Annotated in this window: 15 protein-coding genes; 12 read left to right on the top strand and 3 right to left on the bottom strand. The window is 43.9% G+C overall.

Translation table 11 applies throughout. From position 1 onward, the window contains the following. The first annotated feature begins 9 nt into the window (after nucleotides 1–9). The 3 genes from P0M11_RS12005 (at nucleotide 10) to P0M11_RS11995 (ending at nucleotide 3,221) form a co-directional block, all read left to right on the top strand. Nucleotides 10–915: a CorA family divalent cation transporter gene (locus P0M11_RS12005; RefSeq protein ID WP_275625889.1), complete on the top strand. Its 906-nt coding sequence runs from the start codon at nucleotides 10–12 to the stop codon at nucleotides 913–915. A gap of 112 nt (nucleotides 916–1,027) precedes the next feature. Further along, complete coding sequence (locus P0M11_RS12000; RefSeq protein WP_275625888.1) at nucleotides 1,028–2,608, top strand: patatin-like phospholipase family protein; 1,581 nt, start codon at nucleotides 1,028–1,030, stop codon at nucleotides 2,606–2,608. 70 nt (nucleotides 2,609–2,678) lie between these two features. After that, nucleotides 2,679–3,221, top strand: a complete 543-nt coding sequence (locus tag P0M11_RS11995) for a hypothetical protein (RefSeq protein WP_158063885.1) — start codon at nucleotides 2,679–2,681, stop codon at nucleotides 3,219–3,221. An 11-nt stretch (nucleotides 3,222–3,232) separates the two neighbouring features. Here the strand turns inward: P0M11_RS11995 and P0M11_RS11990 are convergent, their stop codons facing one another. Next, nucleotides 3,233–4,348, bottom strand: coding sequence for a DNA polymerase III subunit delta' (locus P0M11_RS11990; RefSeq protein ID WP_275625887.1), 1,116 nt, complete (start codon nucleotides 4,346–4,348; stop codon nucleotides 3,233–3,235). A gap of 165 nt (nucleotides 4,349–4,513) precedes the next feature. On the opposite strand from P0M11_RS11990, the gene P0M11_RS11985 reads away from it, so the two are divergent. From P0M11_RS11985 to P0M11_RS11950, 8 genes are all read left to right on the top strand, one after another. Then, nucleotides 4,514–5,788, top strand: coding sequence for a hypothetical protein (locus tag P0M11_RS11985; RefSeq protein ID WP_275625886.1), 1,275 nt, complete (start codon nucleotides 4,514–4,516; stop codon nucleotides 5,786–5,788). After that, complete coding sequence (locus tag P0M11_RS11980; protein WP_275625885.1) at nucleotides 5,789–6,379, top strand: LPS export ABC transporter periplasmic protein LptC; 591 nt, start codon at nucleotides 5,789–5,791, stop codon at nucleotides 6,377–6,379. Nucleotides 6,380–6,430: 51 nt separating this feature from the next. Further along, nucleotides 6,431–7,480, top strand: a complete 1,050-nt coding sequence (locus P0M11_RS11975) for an anhydro-N-acetylmuramic acid kinase (RefSeq protein ID WP_275625884.1) — start codon at nucleotides 6,431–6,433, stop codon at nucleotides 7,478–7,480. A gap of 93 nt (nucleotides 7,481–7,573) precedes the next feature. Continuing rightward, on the top strand, nucleotides 7,574–8,590 hold the full coding sequence (locus P0M11_RS11970) for a nucleoid-associated protein (protein ID WP_275625883.1): 1,017 nt from the start codon (nucleotides 7,574–7,576) through the stop codon (nucleotides 8,588–8,590). 83 nt (nucleotides 8,591–8,673) lie between these two features. After that, nucleotides 8,674–10,851: an ATP-binding protein gene (locus tag P0M11_RS11965; RefSeq protein WP_275625882.1), complete on the top strand. Its 2,178-nt coding sequence runs from the start codon at nucleotides 8,674–8,676 to the stop codon at nucleotides 10,849–10,851. After that, entirely contained in the window at nucleotides 10,848–11,399 is a 552-nt protein-coding gene (locus P0M11_RS11960) for a biliverdin-producing heme oxygenase (RefSeq protein ID WP_275625881.1), read from the top strand. The genes P0M11_RS11965 and P0M11_RS11960 overlap by 4 nt, the downstream gene beginning before the upstream one ends. Nucleotides 11,400–11,441: 42 nt before the next feature. Then, on the top strand, nucleotides 11,442–12,482 hold the full coding sequence (locus P0M11_RS11955) for a hypothetical protein (protein WP_275625880.1): 1,041 nt from the start codon (nucleotides 11,442–11,444) through the stop codon (nucleotides 12,480–12,482). Beyond that, entirely contained in the window at nucleotides 12,482–13,216 is a 735-nt protein-coding gene (locus P0M11_RS11950; RefSeq protein ID WP_275625879.1) for a DNA-formamidopyrimidine glycosylase family protein, read from the top strand. Before P0M11_RS11955 ends, P0M11_RS11950 begins: the two co-directional genes overlap by 1 nt. Nucleotides 13,217–13,266: 50 nt before the next feature. On the opposite strand, the gene cysK is transcribed toward P0M11_RS11950, so the two are convergent. Both cysK and epsC read right to left on the bottom strand, forming a co-directional pair. Further along, the gene (cysK, locus tag P0M11_RS11945; RefSeq protein WP_275625878.1) at nucleotides 13,267–14,199 is read right to left on the bottom strand and encodes a cysteine synthase A; all 933 of its coding nucleotides are present in this window, start codon (nucleotides 14,197–14,199) and stop codon (nucleotides 13,267–13,269) included. 44 nt (nucleotides 14,200–14,243) lie between these two features. Beyond that, nucleotides 14,244–15,059 (bottom strand): serine O-acetyltransferase EpsC, encoded by an 816-nt coding sequence (gene epsC, locus P0M11_RS11940; RefSeq protein WP_275625877.1) that lies wholly within the window; start codon nucleotides 15,057–15,059, stop codon nucleotides 14,244–14,246. A gap of 218 nt (nucleotides 15,060–15,277) precedes the next feature. Here epsC and P0M11_RS11935 point away from each other — a divergent pair, with 218 nt between their 5' ends. Continuing rightward, a complete protein-coding gene (locus tag P0M11_RS11935) occupies nucleotides 15,278–16,204 on the top strand; it encodes a malate dehydrogenase (RefSeq protein WP_158063897.1) in 927 nt (308 codons plus the stop codon). Nucleotides 16,205–16,222: the final 18 nt, after the last annotated feature.

The following is a 16,222-nucleotide window of genomic DNA, read 5'->3' as shown; positions in this document are numbered from 1 at the left end:
ATTCAGCCTATGCCCTTTAATTCCGTTTTCAGAAACAGCCAATGCGAATGGATCGATGTAGAAGCGCCTGATTTGAGCGACCTTGATTTTCTGCATTCAAAGTTTGGCATAGACATGATGCTGCTGGAAGATACGGTGGATCCGGACCACCTTCCTAAATATGAGGAGAGCGGTGATATCAGATTTATTCTCATGCGGGAGAATACTGATGCCGAAAGACAAAACCTGGGCGGCATCAGTGATGTTTCCACAAAACTTAGTGTTTTCCTGCTGCCGGGCAAAATTATCACTGTTCACCGTTTAAAGACAGCTACTGTAACTGATACTCTTGAGGAAATTTCTGCCAAAGACAGTGCAGAGATAGTGACCGCAGAAAATATTGTGCTGTTATTGGCCCTGAAGGTGATGAAAAGCTACAATGACGAATACAGTGCGCTGATGCAGATCCTGGACGGACTGGAGCGGGAGGTCTTTCTTAAGCGCACCGTAAATAATGAGTTGCTTCGCGAACTCTACCTATTGAAACGGAAATCCAGCCTGAACGCACGCCTGCTCAGTATGTCGGCTGAATGGATACACAGATTCCGCGGGCTGAAGCTTAAACCTGTACAGATAGCCGATTTGAATGATAAATACACCGATGTAAACTCAGACTTTGATCATCTGAGTGCAGAAGTAAACAGCCTGATCTCCATGTTTTTGGCACTCAGTGACCAGAGAGCCAACCGTGTGATGAAACTGCTGACCCAGTTTTCCGTCTACTTTCTTCCCATCACTTTTATCGCGGGTGTTTACGGTATGAATTTCCGGTATATGCCTGAACTGCAGAGTCCGTATGGTTATGTCCTTACACTTGCAGGCATGTGTCTGGTGGTTCTGATCATCTATATGTATATGCGCAGGAAACGCTGGTAACAGGAAAAACACCCTTTTTTTGAGCGTCCGGATGCGGGCGTTTCTTTTATTCCTAATTTTGGTTATGTAATGACGCCCAATGCCTTACCCGCATTGGATAAAAACGATAACCATGAAAACTGACCAGCTGAACCAGCTGCTGCAGGACAATACGCTCAACCGGGAATCGAGGGCTATGCTTACCGCGATGCATGAACGTTTGTCGGCAAAGGAATATTCGGATATACTGGATACTCAGGGTAACCAGTACATCAATTTTGTTCAGGAGGGCGGCGGTGTGTGGGGTACCGCTCTGGTGGGCTATCTTTATGCCCTCGAGACTTTCGGTATACGCTTCCTGAGGATTGCCGGAACGAGTGCGGGTGCCATTAACACCATTCTTATAGCCGCACTGGGTGACCGCTCCCGAAACAAAAGCTCTGCGATAAAGGATGTTCTTTTTAACTGGAATTTTGTTGATTTTATGGACGGTAAATCCATCGTCCGCACGATGGCCGGTGTTCTGCTTAAAAATCCAAAACTGCTGAAGCGCAGTGGACTTTTATTGCTCGTCCTTCTGGCAATTATCATTTTATTCCCTGTCATCACACTGTGTCGTCCATTCTCCATTTGGTTTTATCTTGTACCGCTTACCATACTCGTCATTGTCGCTCTCGGGGTGCGCTATTACTATGACCTCTTCCGCAAAAACCGTGTCGGTCTTAATCCAGGTCATGCTTTTGAGCGCAAGCTGAAACAGACACTGGATCATTTCGGTATAAAGACCGTGGAAGAACTTAATGCGGTATATAATAAAAAAGGCGCGGAACTTAATCTTAATTACCGTTTTGGCAATACTTCAGAATATTATTTTAACGCCCTGAATCATGTGGAAGAAATCCATGCTGAAAAAGCCGCTTCCATCGACGAAAACCGGTACCGGACCTTTCTTGAAACTATGAAGAATACCGAGCTGTATAAAAACAATCCGTTTATGCTGCTTCGGTCCGACTATACTGTCATAACCACTGACATCAATTCCCGGATTAAGGTAGAATTTCCGAAGATGGCTGATCTTTACTGGACACACAAAGACATCTGCGATATAAGCCCCGCAAAATTCGTAAGGGCCTCGATGGCTGTTCCCTATTTTTTTGAGCCCATGGTGCATAGGATTAACCGCAGCGAGCCGGAAATTATCAGCGCCTGGAAATTCAGGCTGAACGCCGATCCTAAAGGAGTTTTTGATGAAGCCGTGTTCATTGATGGCGGCAGCATTTCCAATTTTCCTATTGATATTTTTCACGAAAGTGATATTTTTTATCCCAGGATTCCTGTATTCGGCGTGCGGCTGACGGACAGCAGTGAGGCAGGTGCCGAAAATGGTCTGGGCAGCAAAAAAATACTTAAAGGTCCGGGAAGTTACCTGATGAATATTTTTGATACGCTGCGCGGTTATAATGACAAAACTTTCCTTAATAAATACACCTTCTACAGCAAACACAGCATCCAGACGGTAGACTGCAGTCCAAGCAGCTGGCTTAACTTCTTTATGAAGGATGCGGAAAAGACTGAACTCTTTAATAAAGGTTTTCGGGCCGGCCTCGAATTTCTGGACCGTTTCGACTGGGAGAAATATAAAACCGAAAGAATGCTGGTCGCACTTAAGGAAAGAAAAATCCTTAAAGATGAAAATGAACCCACAGTAGGATAGGGTAGAATAAAAATAGAATGATTATACAGGCGGTGTTTAGTTCCTTCAATTTAAATTTAGTAACTGCGGCATGGACGAATTACTTAAAACCATTCTTACAGCTTTGCTTAGCGGTGCTGTTATCTCTGCCGTTCTGGGTCTTGTCTTCAAACGCAGGACGGAGACGATTACGGCTGAAATAAAAAACCAGTTTGAAATGAATTTGCTTCGCAGGAAAACAGGCCAGCAGTGGAAAGAGAAAGCACTGATTGAGCTGTATGGTCCGTTAAACTACCATTTCACAAGAACAAAAAAAGCGCTGAGCCGCTATACAGACAAAAACCTGTATCTTGAGGTAAATGTATTTAAGGATTCCAACCAAAAGATAAGGGACCTATTGCTGGAAAAATCCTACCTGATCTATCCGGAACTGACCGGTGATGCCGAGGAACTGATTACACATTACGATGTCTGGCTGGAACAGTATCATAAACTGCGGGTGAATCCGGATGCTGCCGAGGTGGCAGCTACATTCGTATTTGTGCAGGACCTGGGATTCCCTTTCCCGCGTGCCGCTGAAGAGAAATTCAAGCAGAAATACCGTGAGCTTTGGAATGATGTTTATAAGAGCTGATGCTTTCCTGTTTACGCAGTTTTATGGATGTAGCGTGATAGTTTGATCCCCAGGTCCGTCCACACAATCCGTGGATTGGCATTGCGCTGAAGGTGATAGTCGGCTTCATTGATTTCAGTGATGATGCTTTCGATATTTGCGCCGTGAATGAATTTGCTGAAGCTGTCCCAGTTAAAACTACCGGACTCAATTTTTTTGTGTACAAGTTCCTGTGCCCCGTAGTTTTGTATCATGGCCATGCGGAACATCTCAGCGCAGTACTCCAGGAAATTTTTTTGCTTTTCCCGGTTCCAGCCGGCAATGGAACGTGCCCAAAGTATGATGTTCTTCAGGAATTCCGGTCTTTTCTTTACCTGAAAAGCATCGCGTACCCACTGCACGAAGAGTTCCTCAAATTCGGTGCTGCCTTCCTGCTGCATCAGTTTCAAGGCGGTGTTAAGGTTGCCCTGCGACTTGTGAATGACTGATTTCTGCCGGTCTTCTGTCATTTTGAAGTTCTTTGACAGATAATCACCCAACTCGGTGTCCGACAGGCGGGGAACCTGAACCAACTGTGTACGCGACAGGATAGTAGGCAGTAAATCATCAGCATTTTCGGCTGTGAGAAGGATTACTGTCTTTTCCGGCGGTTCTTCCAAAAACTTGAGCAGCTTGTTCGAGGCAGGAACGTTCAGTTTATCGGCGCGCCAGATAATAAGTATCTTACTGCCGCCTTCAAAACTTTTTAGGGCAAATTTTTTATTCTGCTCCTCAACTTCATCGGCCGAGATAAAAAGCTGTTTGTTCTCGGACTCCAAAAAACTGCTCCAGTCATCAAAACTGGAGTATGGATTGGCGAGTATCATTTCCCTGAACTGATAAAAGAACTGTTGGGACAGTGATGACCTGTTCGCTGTAAAAACGGGAAAGCTGAAGTGGAGGTCCACATGGTTAAGATGCGATACACGCTGTGCTGCAGCAGGCTTTTCCTGCTCCAGGATTTCTCCGGCATACGCCAGAGCCAGCGGCAGTGTGCCGTATCCTTCTTTGCCCAAAAACAATTGGGCATGGCTGATGCGTTGATTCTGTATACTTTTTCTGAGCTGATCCTTCAGCAATTGCTGTCCGGCAATAAGGTCCCAATCCATGTTTCAAAGATAGGCTTTTTGCTGTAATCCGGGAGTTCCCGTAACGCAGTTGGAAGGGTCTGCACCAGGTTTTACGCTGATAATCACTTAACAAACTTTAACCAAAGGAAATTTCCTGGTTTCAGTTATAATTAGGATATTTGCGCATTATTTTAAAAATTAAGAATGAAACATATTTTCGCCCTGTCCTTCATTACCGCGGGATTTTTCCTAAACGCTCAGAATATTGGAAATTCTCCCTACGCCGCTTACGGTATTGGAGATGTAAAATATGACAACACGGTAGAAAATACTGGGATGGCCGGACTCACCACTGCCTATATCACAGATTTCAACAGCAGTTTCAACTTTATGAATCCGGCTGCCAACGAAAACCTGCAGCTTACTGCAATCAAGGTAGAGGCAACCAACGAGAATAATTTCTTCCGCTCAGATTATAATGATTACAAGGTAACCAAGCATTCTACTTACCTTTCCAATATTTCTATCGCTTTTCCGCTGTCACAGAAAGTGAAGTTTGGACTGGGCTACCAGCCTTACAGTTCCAAAAGTTATGATGTGGTGGTTTCCCAGACCGAAGCAGACGGATCGGTAAAACTCAATGCCTACCATGGAGAGGGATCGCTTAATACGGTTCAGGCTGCGTTATCCTACCAAATATCGCCTGCTTTTGCATTAGGCTTAAGGACCAATTTCTATTTTGGAAATCTGTATGATATTGACGAATTGGTTTCTTCCAATGCCGAACTGATCAATGGTTACGAAACCAGGAACCGTGTAAACAATTTTAACTTTACTGCCGGCGCAACCTATCAGAAAAAATTTGAAAATGACAGAAAACTTACGCTGGGCGCCACAACCACTTTCGGCAACAGCAGTAAGATGGAATCTACCTACATAAACAGTACCTATTTCTATAACAGCAACGAAGTTAAGAATTACGTAAGCATTATAGAACAAACAAACACTACGGCCAATAACCTGCTGCCTTTGGAAGCCTCACTGGGTCTTGGTTTCGGACATAATCAGCGCTGGTTTATAGGTTCTCAGGTTAACTACAGGAGAGGTGAGACCATTCAGTTCGTGGGCCAGGATTTCCTGAATAAAGATTCATACAGGGTTGCAGCCGGTGGTTGGATTCTGCCCAACGTTAACAACTTCCGGAATTATTTTGAAAGGATAATTTACCGTTACGGTGCGTTTTATGAGAAAGGTAATCTCCATATTAACGATACGGATATTAACAGATTTGGTGTGACCTTCGGTGCAACGTTACCATTCAAAAACACCTCAATAAACCGTATGAGTGGTCTTGATGTCGCGGTGGAACTGGGCAAGAGAGGAACTTTGAACAATAACCTGGTGAACCAGAATTATATTAACCTGAAAGTAGGATTCAACTTTGCAGACCGTTGGTTCCAAAAAAGGCTTTATAACTAAATGAAAGCGTTTCTTTGCGGTCAGAAATTTAAAAGTATAGCCTGCCTTTTGGGTCTGGCTATATTTTTTATATCCTGCGAGGAAGATCTTACCACCGTAAATTCGAAGACAAAGAAGGTAAACTTTCCTTCGCAGGTGATTTACGACGCTAAAATTGTGCAGCGTGATTCCGGAAGGGTTAAGATGCGGGCAACTGCACCGCTTATTGAAAAATTTGAACTTATCGACACACCCTACGTGGTGGCAAGGAAGGGTATTGATATTGAGTATTTCGACCGTAAGAACCCGGCCAAACCCGGGAGGATCACTGCAAAATTTGCGAAGATGACCGAACTGAAGCGTTTTTATGAAGCGCGCGGTAATGTGAAGGTGGTCACGAGTGAAGGACAGATGTTTGCCATGCAGACTGTGTTTTGGGATCAGGCAAAAAAGGAAATTTACACCTCCGACACGGTGTATGTAACAGACAAAGATGGCTCCACTCTCGTGGCAGCCAACGGAATGAGGGCTAAGGACGATTTTTCGGAGTATACCTTCCTCAACAATGCAGGAGACATCAACGCCAAGAAGATTCCCGAGCAGAAAAAATAGCAGGCCCGTCTGCCAGGGTGGACCAAAGAAGTTCCTTAAATAAAATTTAGTATGCTTTACCATGCACTTGGACTCATGTCCGGTACCAGCCTGGATGGTCTGGATATCTGTCACGCGTCATTCAGTTATGAGCACGCTGACGGCTGGAAATACCGTATCCTGAACTGTGAAACCGTTAAATATCCCGCTGCCTGGGAACAGGCTTTAGGCGGCGCGCGGATGATTTCAGCAGAGGACCTCTTTGCGCTGAATACAGCTTATGGCAAATATTTGGGAGAACAGGTGAACCTCTTTCTTAAAAAAAATGGTTTAACGCCGCCGGATGTCATCGGTTCTCATGGACATACGGTCTTTCATCAGCCAGAGCGCGGATTCACCGTGCAGATTGGTGACGGGCGGGCCATAAAAATGTTGAATGATGTTCCCGTGGTCTATGATTTCCGCAGTGCCGATGTTTTGCGTGGCGGAAACGGTGCACCGCTGGTTCCGATTGGAGACCGCCTACTTTTTGCTGAATATGGAGCCTGTCTCAATCTGGGCGGTTTTTCCAATATTTCACTGGAGTACGCAGGTCAGCGCATTGCCTTTGATATCTGTCCGGTGAATACTGTACTTAACCGTTTTGCCCAATTGCTGAGTAAGCCTTTTGACCTCGGTGGCCAACTGGCCGCCACCGGAACGGCAGACCTCAAGGTTGTGCAAAAGTTGAACGAACTCGGTTTTTACTTGCAGTCTCCCCCCAAGTCATTGGGTGCCGAATGGGTGGAGCGGCAGGTTTTGCCGCTGCTTGAACCACTTTCTGCCCGCGATGCCCTGGCCACTTTTACGGAGCATGCGGCCATCCAGATTTCATTTGCGCTGGAAAACTATAAAGTGAATAATTTGCTGATAACAGGAGGTGGTGCTTACAATGCTTATCTTCTGGAAAGAATAGCTGCCAGGAGCGGCTGTAAATTAACAGTACCGGAAAGCGAAGTAGTGGAATTTAAAGAGGCGCTGATTTTCGCTTTTATGGCCGTTTTGCGGCTGCGGCAGGAAAATAATGTACTGTCTTCGGCTACCGGCAGCGACAGTGACCACTGCAGTGGGATTTTGGTTTAACTTTCCCGGTGCGTAATACCCCGGTTTTTGACCTAAAATAATTCCATGGCTCGGGCAATAGCGATATCTTTGCCCTCTAAAATTTGAATAATAATGATATCCAGGATAATTATACATAAGGTAGGAAACAAAATCAATCAGGAAGCCCTTGTGCTTTCGCAGGAAGATTATCGGCCGGAAGAGGAAATGAAGGAAATCCTGGAAGATTATTTCCTGAAATCCTTTAAATCTGAAGAGCATTTCCGCTTTTACAGTGATACTTATCTGGTAAATAATCCGGTTTACAGCTCAGTTTCTGAAATTTTTGAAGACCCTGCGAAATTCGTTTACGAATCCGAGAATATCGCCCAGCATCTGTATGACATCACAGAAAATCCCAGGGTACAGACGGGCGAACTTTTTATTGTCTATTTTGAAGGTGAGGAAAATGCAGATGGTAATAAAATAGATTCGATCGGAATATTTAAGACCGAAAACAAAAGTCCTTTCCTGAAAATCTTCCCGAACGGTGATGCATTCGACGTTGAGAAAGATTACGGTATTGGGCTGTCCAAACTTGATAAGGGCGCGCTGATCTATAATTCCGGAAAAGACACCGGGTTTGCCGTGAAGGTCGTGGATAATAACAAAAACGGCGATATGTATTACTGGTTTGAGGACTTTTTGAAGGTCAGACAGCGCGATGATGAATACTTTCATACCCAGGAAACACTTGCCGTTTACAAAGAATATATCACGAAACAGCTGCCGCAGGAGTTTGAAACTACCAAAGCCGATCAGGCGGATTTCCTTAACAAATCAATTAACTTTTTTAAGGAGAGGGAAGTGTTTGATTATGACCAGTTTACAAAAGAGGTGCTGGAAGATGACAATGTTATTGAAAGTTTTGGTAATTTTAAATCGGAATACGAACAGGATATGCAGGTGTCCATTGCTGAAGATTTTGCCATTAATGAAGCGGCTGTTAAGAAGCAAAGCCGCAGTTATAAAAGTGTGATCAAACTGGACAAGAACTTTCATATTTATGTTCATGGCGACCGTAAGCTTATTGAAACCGGTCAGGATGAGAAGGGAAAGTATTACAGACTCTATTTTGAAGAAGAGCAATAATATATTATGTTAAATTAAATGATTATCTTTGTTCATATACCTATCATTAATAATCTATGAATTTTATTGACTGCCACCAAGAAATGATCCACATATCAGGCCATGTACAGGATTTCGGTTACCTGCTGGGTCTGGAAGCAGATACCAAAGGAATCAAATTTTACAGTCAGAATTTAACTCAGCTCTTTCCTATAGATGAGGCTGTGTTTGGTAAAACACTTGAGCAGAAACAGGAAGTTTTTGAACCATTGCTTTCTTCACCTGTGCTTTCATCGCTGGACATCGCTGGAATGACTGATACAGATGTCCTTTTGGATAAATTTGAGGTTGCGGGTGCTCATTATCATCTTACCATTTACCGCTACAATGGCGTGGTATATCTGGAGATGGAGCCCATAATCGAGTTTTTTAAACAGAGGAGTTTTGTTTCCAAAAAATACGAACGCATTCATAATGCCGTTGATTCCGCCGGAATTTGGCGCGAATTGCTGTCATCTGTGTCAGAAGCCATAGATTACGACCGTGTGATGATTTACCGCTTCCTGGAAGACGGCAGCGGGAAAGTTATTGCCGAGAAAATAAAGGAAGGTGTTGAGAGTTTCATGCACCTGCATTATCCGGAATCAGACATTCCACGCCAGGCAAGGGAACTTTATCTGAAGAAAAGAAAGCGTATTTTCAGTGATGTCTATTCGGAGCCGGTGCCCATCATCAGTAAGGATCCGGAACCGATAGATCTTACCTATTCTTCAGTGCGCGCCATGTCGCCTGTACATGGGCAATACCTGAAAAATACAGGTGTGGCTTCCAGCTTCAGCACTTCAATCATTATCAATAACAAGTTATGGGGCATGGTTACCTGCCAGAATTTGGAGCCCAAGCATATAGATCTGGTAAACAGGATACGTGCAGAAGTTTTCACCGTGATCGCAGCAAATGCCTATACTTCTTATAAATCTGCGCAGATGCTGTCGGACAGCATTGAGCTGGAAAACAAGATCGGCAGCCTTAAAAGCAGGCTGATGGCTGGTGACAGTCTGGAGGATTCGCTCTTCAGCAATATAGATGAAATGCGGAGGTATCCCGATGCGGATGGTCTGGCAGTTATTGTACACGACCATATCCGAACTTCCGGTGAAGTCCCGTCAGACAGGGATATTTTGCAGATCGTAAAATATGCGCGCGAAAATCCATTGAAAAACTTTTATTCCACCAACGATTTTTCCGATTCGGAACAGGGAAATCTCGGTAATCTGGAGAATGCGGCCGGTGTGATGTTCGGGTTTACGGATGACAAGCGTAATGAGCTTCTTATCTGGTTCCGCAAAGAAATCGATACCCAAATCCTTTGGGCAGGTAATCCGTCCAAACAGATGGAAACGGTAGTGAAAGACGGCATAGAGCAAATGGTTATATCGCCACGAAAGTCATTCGCCACTTATATTCAGGATATAAAAGGTAAATCCCGCCCCTGGAAGAACAAAGATGTGTTTGCGGCCAAAAAAGTGGTTGCCACCATCCTGGAAACAACTTATTCGCAATTCAGACGTGTACAGGAACTTAACCGCGAACTGAAGAATCTGAATGAAGAACTGGATAGTTTTTCATACACGATCTCTCACGACCTGGGCACCCCGCTTACTGTTATGAAGCTGAATGCACAGCTTCTGGAAAAGTCGCATGGTACGAACCCCGATGTGAAGAAACGTGTCACCAGTATACTGGATGAAATTATGGGTATGGAACTGATGATGAGGGGAGTTCTGGACTTGAGCCGTGCCAAGTCTGCACAGATAGCCGTTGAGGAAGTGGAAACTCGCTCACTGATAGAAAAGATATGTTATGACGTGAAGCTTACGCTGAATTGCCCTGAAACTGAGATTACAGTCCATGAATGTCCAACTGTTATGGCTGATAAGATTATGCTGATCCAGGTATTTCTGAATATCATAGGAAATGCAGTGAAATATTCCAGTAAAACAGATAAGCCCCGGGTCCTGATTAATGGCAAGGTGGTGGACGACACGGTAGTGTATACGGTGCAGGATAATGGCATCGGAATCGCCGAAGAGGATCAAGAGCATATGTTCAGAATTTTTCACCGTATGAGTAATTCCAAAGGATTTCACGGTAATGGAGTAGGACTCTCCATCGTTTACCGTATTATGAGCAGATTAGGAGGCTTCATCACTTTCGACAGTGTGGAAAATGAGGGAACCTCTTTCCACCTTACCTTTTTAAAACCACCGGGAAAAGCATGATAGCAGATATCTTAAAGCATCAAACCAAGGAACTTCATGACAGGGTGGAGCTGAAATTCAACTCCTCTAAAATCTTTCAGGATGATTACACATCGGACGATTACAGGAAGCTGCTTACTTTCAATTATATTTTTCTAAAAACTTTTGAGCAACCAGTTTTCCGCTTACTTTCTGAGAAATATGGCGACATGCTGATGCTCCGGCACCGGCGAAAACTGCACCTTTTTGATCTGGAAAGGGAAGACGTGATTTCTTCAGGCGACGACATCCATGAAATTGCGGTCAATTGTGAAGCGGAAGCATTGGGAATTCTTTACGTGATGGAAGGTTCCACGCTCGGTGGTACGATGATCGCTAAGAAACTGGAAGGGAATCCGCTTTTTACAGACAAAACGTTCCCGTACTTTCGCTGCTACGGCGAACGTACAGGCTCTATGTGGAAAAACTTTAGATTTGTTTTAAATGATGTTGTTCGCGAAGAGGAACATGACCAGGTTCTGATAGGTGCAGAGAAAGCATACCATTTCCTACTTGGACTGCCGGATTAATTCCGGATGGTTTCATTTTTGCTGAAATCATCTGAAAAAACTATGGCAAAGGAACTTTACTATTCGCCGGAAATGGACCGGCTCACACCTAAGGAGCAGGAATTACTGGATAAGGATGTCAAGCTCACTAAAAGAGCAGTCCTTCTGTCAGCAAAAGTGAACGGCAAAAGATATGCTACACGTAATGCGCATGCCAAGGCTTTCGGTTACGTACGCGGCAAATTTATTCCCGTAAAGAATAATGCGGGCGACATTTCCGAGCTGCTGCAGGGAAATAATCTGGGAGTGATTATCCGCTACTCACATCCTAATTTCTTTACTCTCAAAAATGGCCCCGAATATCCTTTATATGGCTGTTCGGTGAAAATATACAATAAAAATTTACCTGTCAGTGCCAGGTTTCCTCTTGTAAACCTTCCTGTATTTATCACGAATTCGGTTTCTAAATTCCTTAATATCCATATTAACGCCAACAGGTTCTTTATATCGCGCGGTAAGATATATGGGCTTTCCTTTTTAAAGATTCCCGGACTTGTCCTGGCAGGATTGTCTCTGTTTTGGGACAGGCAAATACTGTCGATTCTGAGAAATACACTGCGGGTACTGGATATTGAGAAAATATTTATCGCTACTTATGCCTACCACTCGGTGGGCTGCTACAGGCTGGGGGATAAGGTGGTGAAAATAAGGCTGAAACCCACAAAACATAAAAATACACCTGAAGAACCATTGATGGACCAAACCCAAAAACTGTTTGAATATTTTTCTGCGGAAGAGCTTGGCCTCGATTTTCAGGTGCAGGTTGGTACCACTGAAAGGAAAACCCCCGTTAACAATTTATTGAAGATTTGGTCCGAAAGATCCGCTAAATTTGTCACAGTTGGACGAATTGTTCTTCCTAAACAGGATATAAGTGAGTACAGGAGAATGGCCTACGAAAACCTGTCATTTAACCCTTTTGAAAATGCAGATGAGCTGAAACCCGTAGGCAGGATGCAGAAAGTCCGTCAGAAGATTTATAATGCAAGCATTGCTGCGCGCCAGCATTATAACCAAACTGCCAATGTCAAAAATAAAAAATAATGCCTGAAGGACCTACCATTTTAAACCTGAGGAATAAACTGAACCGTTTCCGCAAAAAAACTGTTACCGAAGCAGGCGGTTACGGCGATATGGATAAAACCGGCATTGAAGGTCAGCAGTTACTTGACATTGATTCCTACGGAAAGAACTTTATTTTTGTTTTCAGGGATTTCTTTGTAACCGTACATCTGGGTCTGTTTGGAAGCATGCTCATTAACAAGCGCAAGAAGTCCAATGCAAGTTTTTACCTTCATTTTGATGATGCGCAGATTAATTTTTACATAGCGAATACTAAAAGAATAGAAGGAAAACCGCAGGATCACTTTAATTACCGGACAGATATCCTTAAGGATATTTATGACGGCGAATTGGTGCTGAGCACGGTTCAGGATAAATATAAAGAGAGAATGATCGGAGATGTGCTCATGGAACAGGAAATATTTGCCGGTGTGGGCAATATTATCCGGATTGAATCTTTGTACAGAGCCAAGATTCATCCTGCAAGCCTGGTGAAAGATATCCCGGAGAAAAAACTGGTTTTCCTTATTGAGACGGTGGTCAACTACGCATATGAGTTTTTGGAACAGTCCAAAACCGATACCGTGAAGGAGAAAACCCTCATATACGGACGCAAAATTTGCCCCAAAGACAAGCGTGAACTTATTATAGAGGAAATGGGGAAGGTAAAGCGAAAAACCTATGTTTGTCCTAAATGCCAGAAAATGTATTCATAAAAAATCCTGCCGACCGGCAGGATTTGCTGTAAAATATTTTTAAATATCCTTTAATATTGGAATACAGACTCTTCAAAAAGTCCTTCTACGGACCAATATCTTTCGCCGGTATCATAGTTGAAGGTCAGAATTCTGGAACCCTCCGGAATTTCGCTGAGTTGCTTACTTATTGCCGCCAGCGATGACCCAGTTGAAATCCCAGCCAGTATACCTTCTTCGCGGGCCAGCCGTTTTGTAAATTCAAAAGCTTCCTCCTTTTCAACAGAAATTGTTCCGTCCAGGATGTCTGTATTCAGCACCGCCGGTACAAAACCGGCTCCAATTCCCTGAAGCGGATGGGGACCGGGTTTCCCGCCTGATATCACAGCCGAGTCCATAGGTTCCACCGCAAAACTTTTCAGGTTGGGGAACTTTTTCTTTAAAACAGCACTAACACCTGAAATATGACCGCCAGTGCCTACTCCCGTAATTAAGTAGTCGAATCCTTCCGGGAAATCTTCCAGGATTTCCCTGGCGGTAGTTGCTGCATGAATTTCCGGATTGGCATCATTTTCAAACTGTTGCGGTATCCAGACATTATCAAGTTCTACAGCCATTTCCGCAGCCTTCTTTACAGCGCCGGAAGTTCCCTGCTCGCGCGGTGTTAGTACGAACTTCGCACCATACGATGACATGAGTTTCCGCCGTTCCACACTCATGCTTTCAGGCATTACAAGCACCAGTTGATAACCCTTCACCGCACAAACCATAGCCAGTCCCACTCCTGTATTTCCGGATGTAGGTTCTACAATGAGGGTGTCCTTTGTTATTTTACCTTCCCTCTCGGCTTTCTCAATCATCGCCAGAGCGATCCGGTCCTTTATGCTGCCGCCCGGATTCTGCTTTTCAAGCTTCATCCATACCTCGACCCTGTTATCAAAAATAGTGTTAAGCTTTACTGTTGGAGTATTTCCAATGGCTTCCAGTACATTATTCAGTTTCATACTATAGCTGTTTTGTTAGATTAATTTAAATGTTTAGCGTCCTCTTAAATAATGAAATTGATGGGTTCATTTACAGGTATCTTGTTGCGGACGGTTACAAGCCCTTTATGAAAAACTACCGAGTTGGGAGCTACGCTTTCAGTGATCCACACATTTCCGCCGATAAGCGAATCTCTTCCGATGACTGTTTGCCCACCAAGAATCGTGGCATTGGCATAAATAACTACATTATCCCCGATGCTGGGATGCCTTTTCCTGTTCTGAAGCTCTTTTGTTACAGACAGCGCACCCAGTGTGACTCCCTGGTAGAGTTTTACATTGTCGCCAATTACCGTAGTTTCGCCAATTACGATTCCGGTGCCGTGATCTATGAAAAAATTTCTTCCAATGCGCGCACCCGGATGAATATCAATCCCTGTTTTACTGTGTGCATATTCGGTCCAGATCCGTGGGATAAGCGGTACGCCGTTCTTCACCAGTTCATGAGCCAGACGGTACACAGCTATCGCAAAGAAACCGGGATAGGAAAATTTTACTTCCTCCACACTCTGTGCAGCCGGATCGTTTTCGTAAATGAAACGCGCATCATCCTCAAGAGCCTGGTAAACCTGAGGAAAAGTATCAAAGAAAAAACCGGTGTCATGGCTGTTTCTGCCGTTACTGGCTGAAACCAGGATTTCTTCAAACTGTATTTTGAAATTTTCGAGTCGTCTTTCTATTTCTGAAAGCTGTGCGCAACTGTTCTTTTCCAGATAGAAAATGAACCGGAACAGGCTGTCTATGAATTCTTCAGTCTTCTTTTTGTCAATATTGAATTTCCGCGCGGTATAACCGGTATGCAGCTGTTTTGCGAAACTCATTGTCTTTATGGATTTTTATCCAAATATAATACAAGAATGTTTCCAAAGACCTTGATGCATGTTAAGTAAAGTCCATCGGTGCATAAATAATTAAGTATAAAATAGCCGGGTAAAGTTGGTCACCGCAGGTGAATTTCATAAATTTGTAGCACTTTTAAGCAGCCGGTGTTCCGGTTATGTCTCACCATATGGATCAGATAAATTAACAAAAAAATATTATGAAAGTAACCGTAGTAGGAGCAGGAGCAGTAGGCGCAAGTTGCGCAGAATATATTGCTATGAAAAATTTTGCTTCAGAAGTAGTTTTAGTAGACATTAAGGAAGGTTTCGCCGAAGGAAAGGCTATGGACCTTATGCAGACAGCCTCCCTCAATGGTTTTGATACCAAAGTAAGCGGAACTACAGGCGATTACAGCAAGACTGCCGGATCTACCGTAGCTGTGATCACTTCCGGAATCCCGAGAAAACCCGGAATGACAAGGGAAGAACTTATCGGTATCAATGCAGGTATCGTGAAAGAAGTTACCGCTAATCTTGTGAAGCATTCTCCGGAAGTTATTATCATTGTCGTTTCCAATCCTATGGATACAATGACTTATCTGGTGCATAAAACATCAGGTCTTCCAAAAAATAAAATCATCGGTATGGGTGGAGCTTTGGATTCCGCGCGTTTCAAATATAGATTGGCTGAGGCACTTGATTGCCCGATCTCTGACGTTGACGGAATGGTAATCGCTGCTCACAGCGATACTGGAATGCTTCCCTTAATGAGCAAGGCAACAAGAAACGGTGTTCCTGTTTCTGAATTCCTGGATGCCGACAAGCAGGCTTATGTTGAAGAAGAAACAAAAGTAGGCGGTGCTACATTAACCAAGCTCCTGGGAACATCGGCATGGTATGCACCGGGTGCTGCAGTTTCAGTACTAGTTCAGTCAATCCTTTGCGACCAGAAAAAGATGATACCCTGCTCGCTGATGCTGGACGGCGAATATGGTGAGTCTGATATCTGCCTTGGCGTTCCTGCAATAATCGGAAAGAACGGTGTTGAAAAAATTGTTGACATCTCCTTAACTGAAGAGGAAAAAGAAAAATTCGCTACAGCTGCTAAAGCCGTAAGAGAAGTAAACGGGGATTTGAAATTCTAATTAGCCGTACAAAAATGA

Source organism: Kaistella sp. PBT33-4 (assembly GCF_029194425.1).
Lineage (GTDB): Bacteria > Bacteroidota > Bacteroidia > Flavobacteriales > Weeksellaceae > Marnyiella.
Note: the sequence above shows the minus strand (reverse complement) of the source record. Positions and strands in the feature narration are given on the sequence as shown.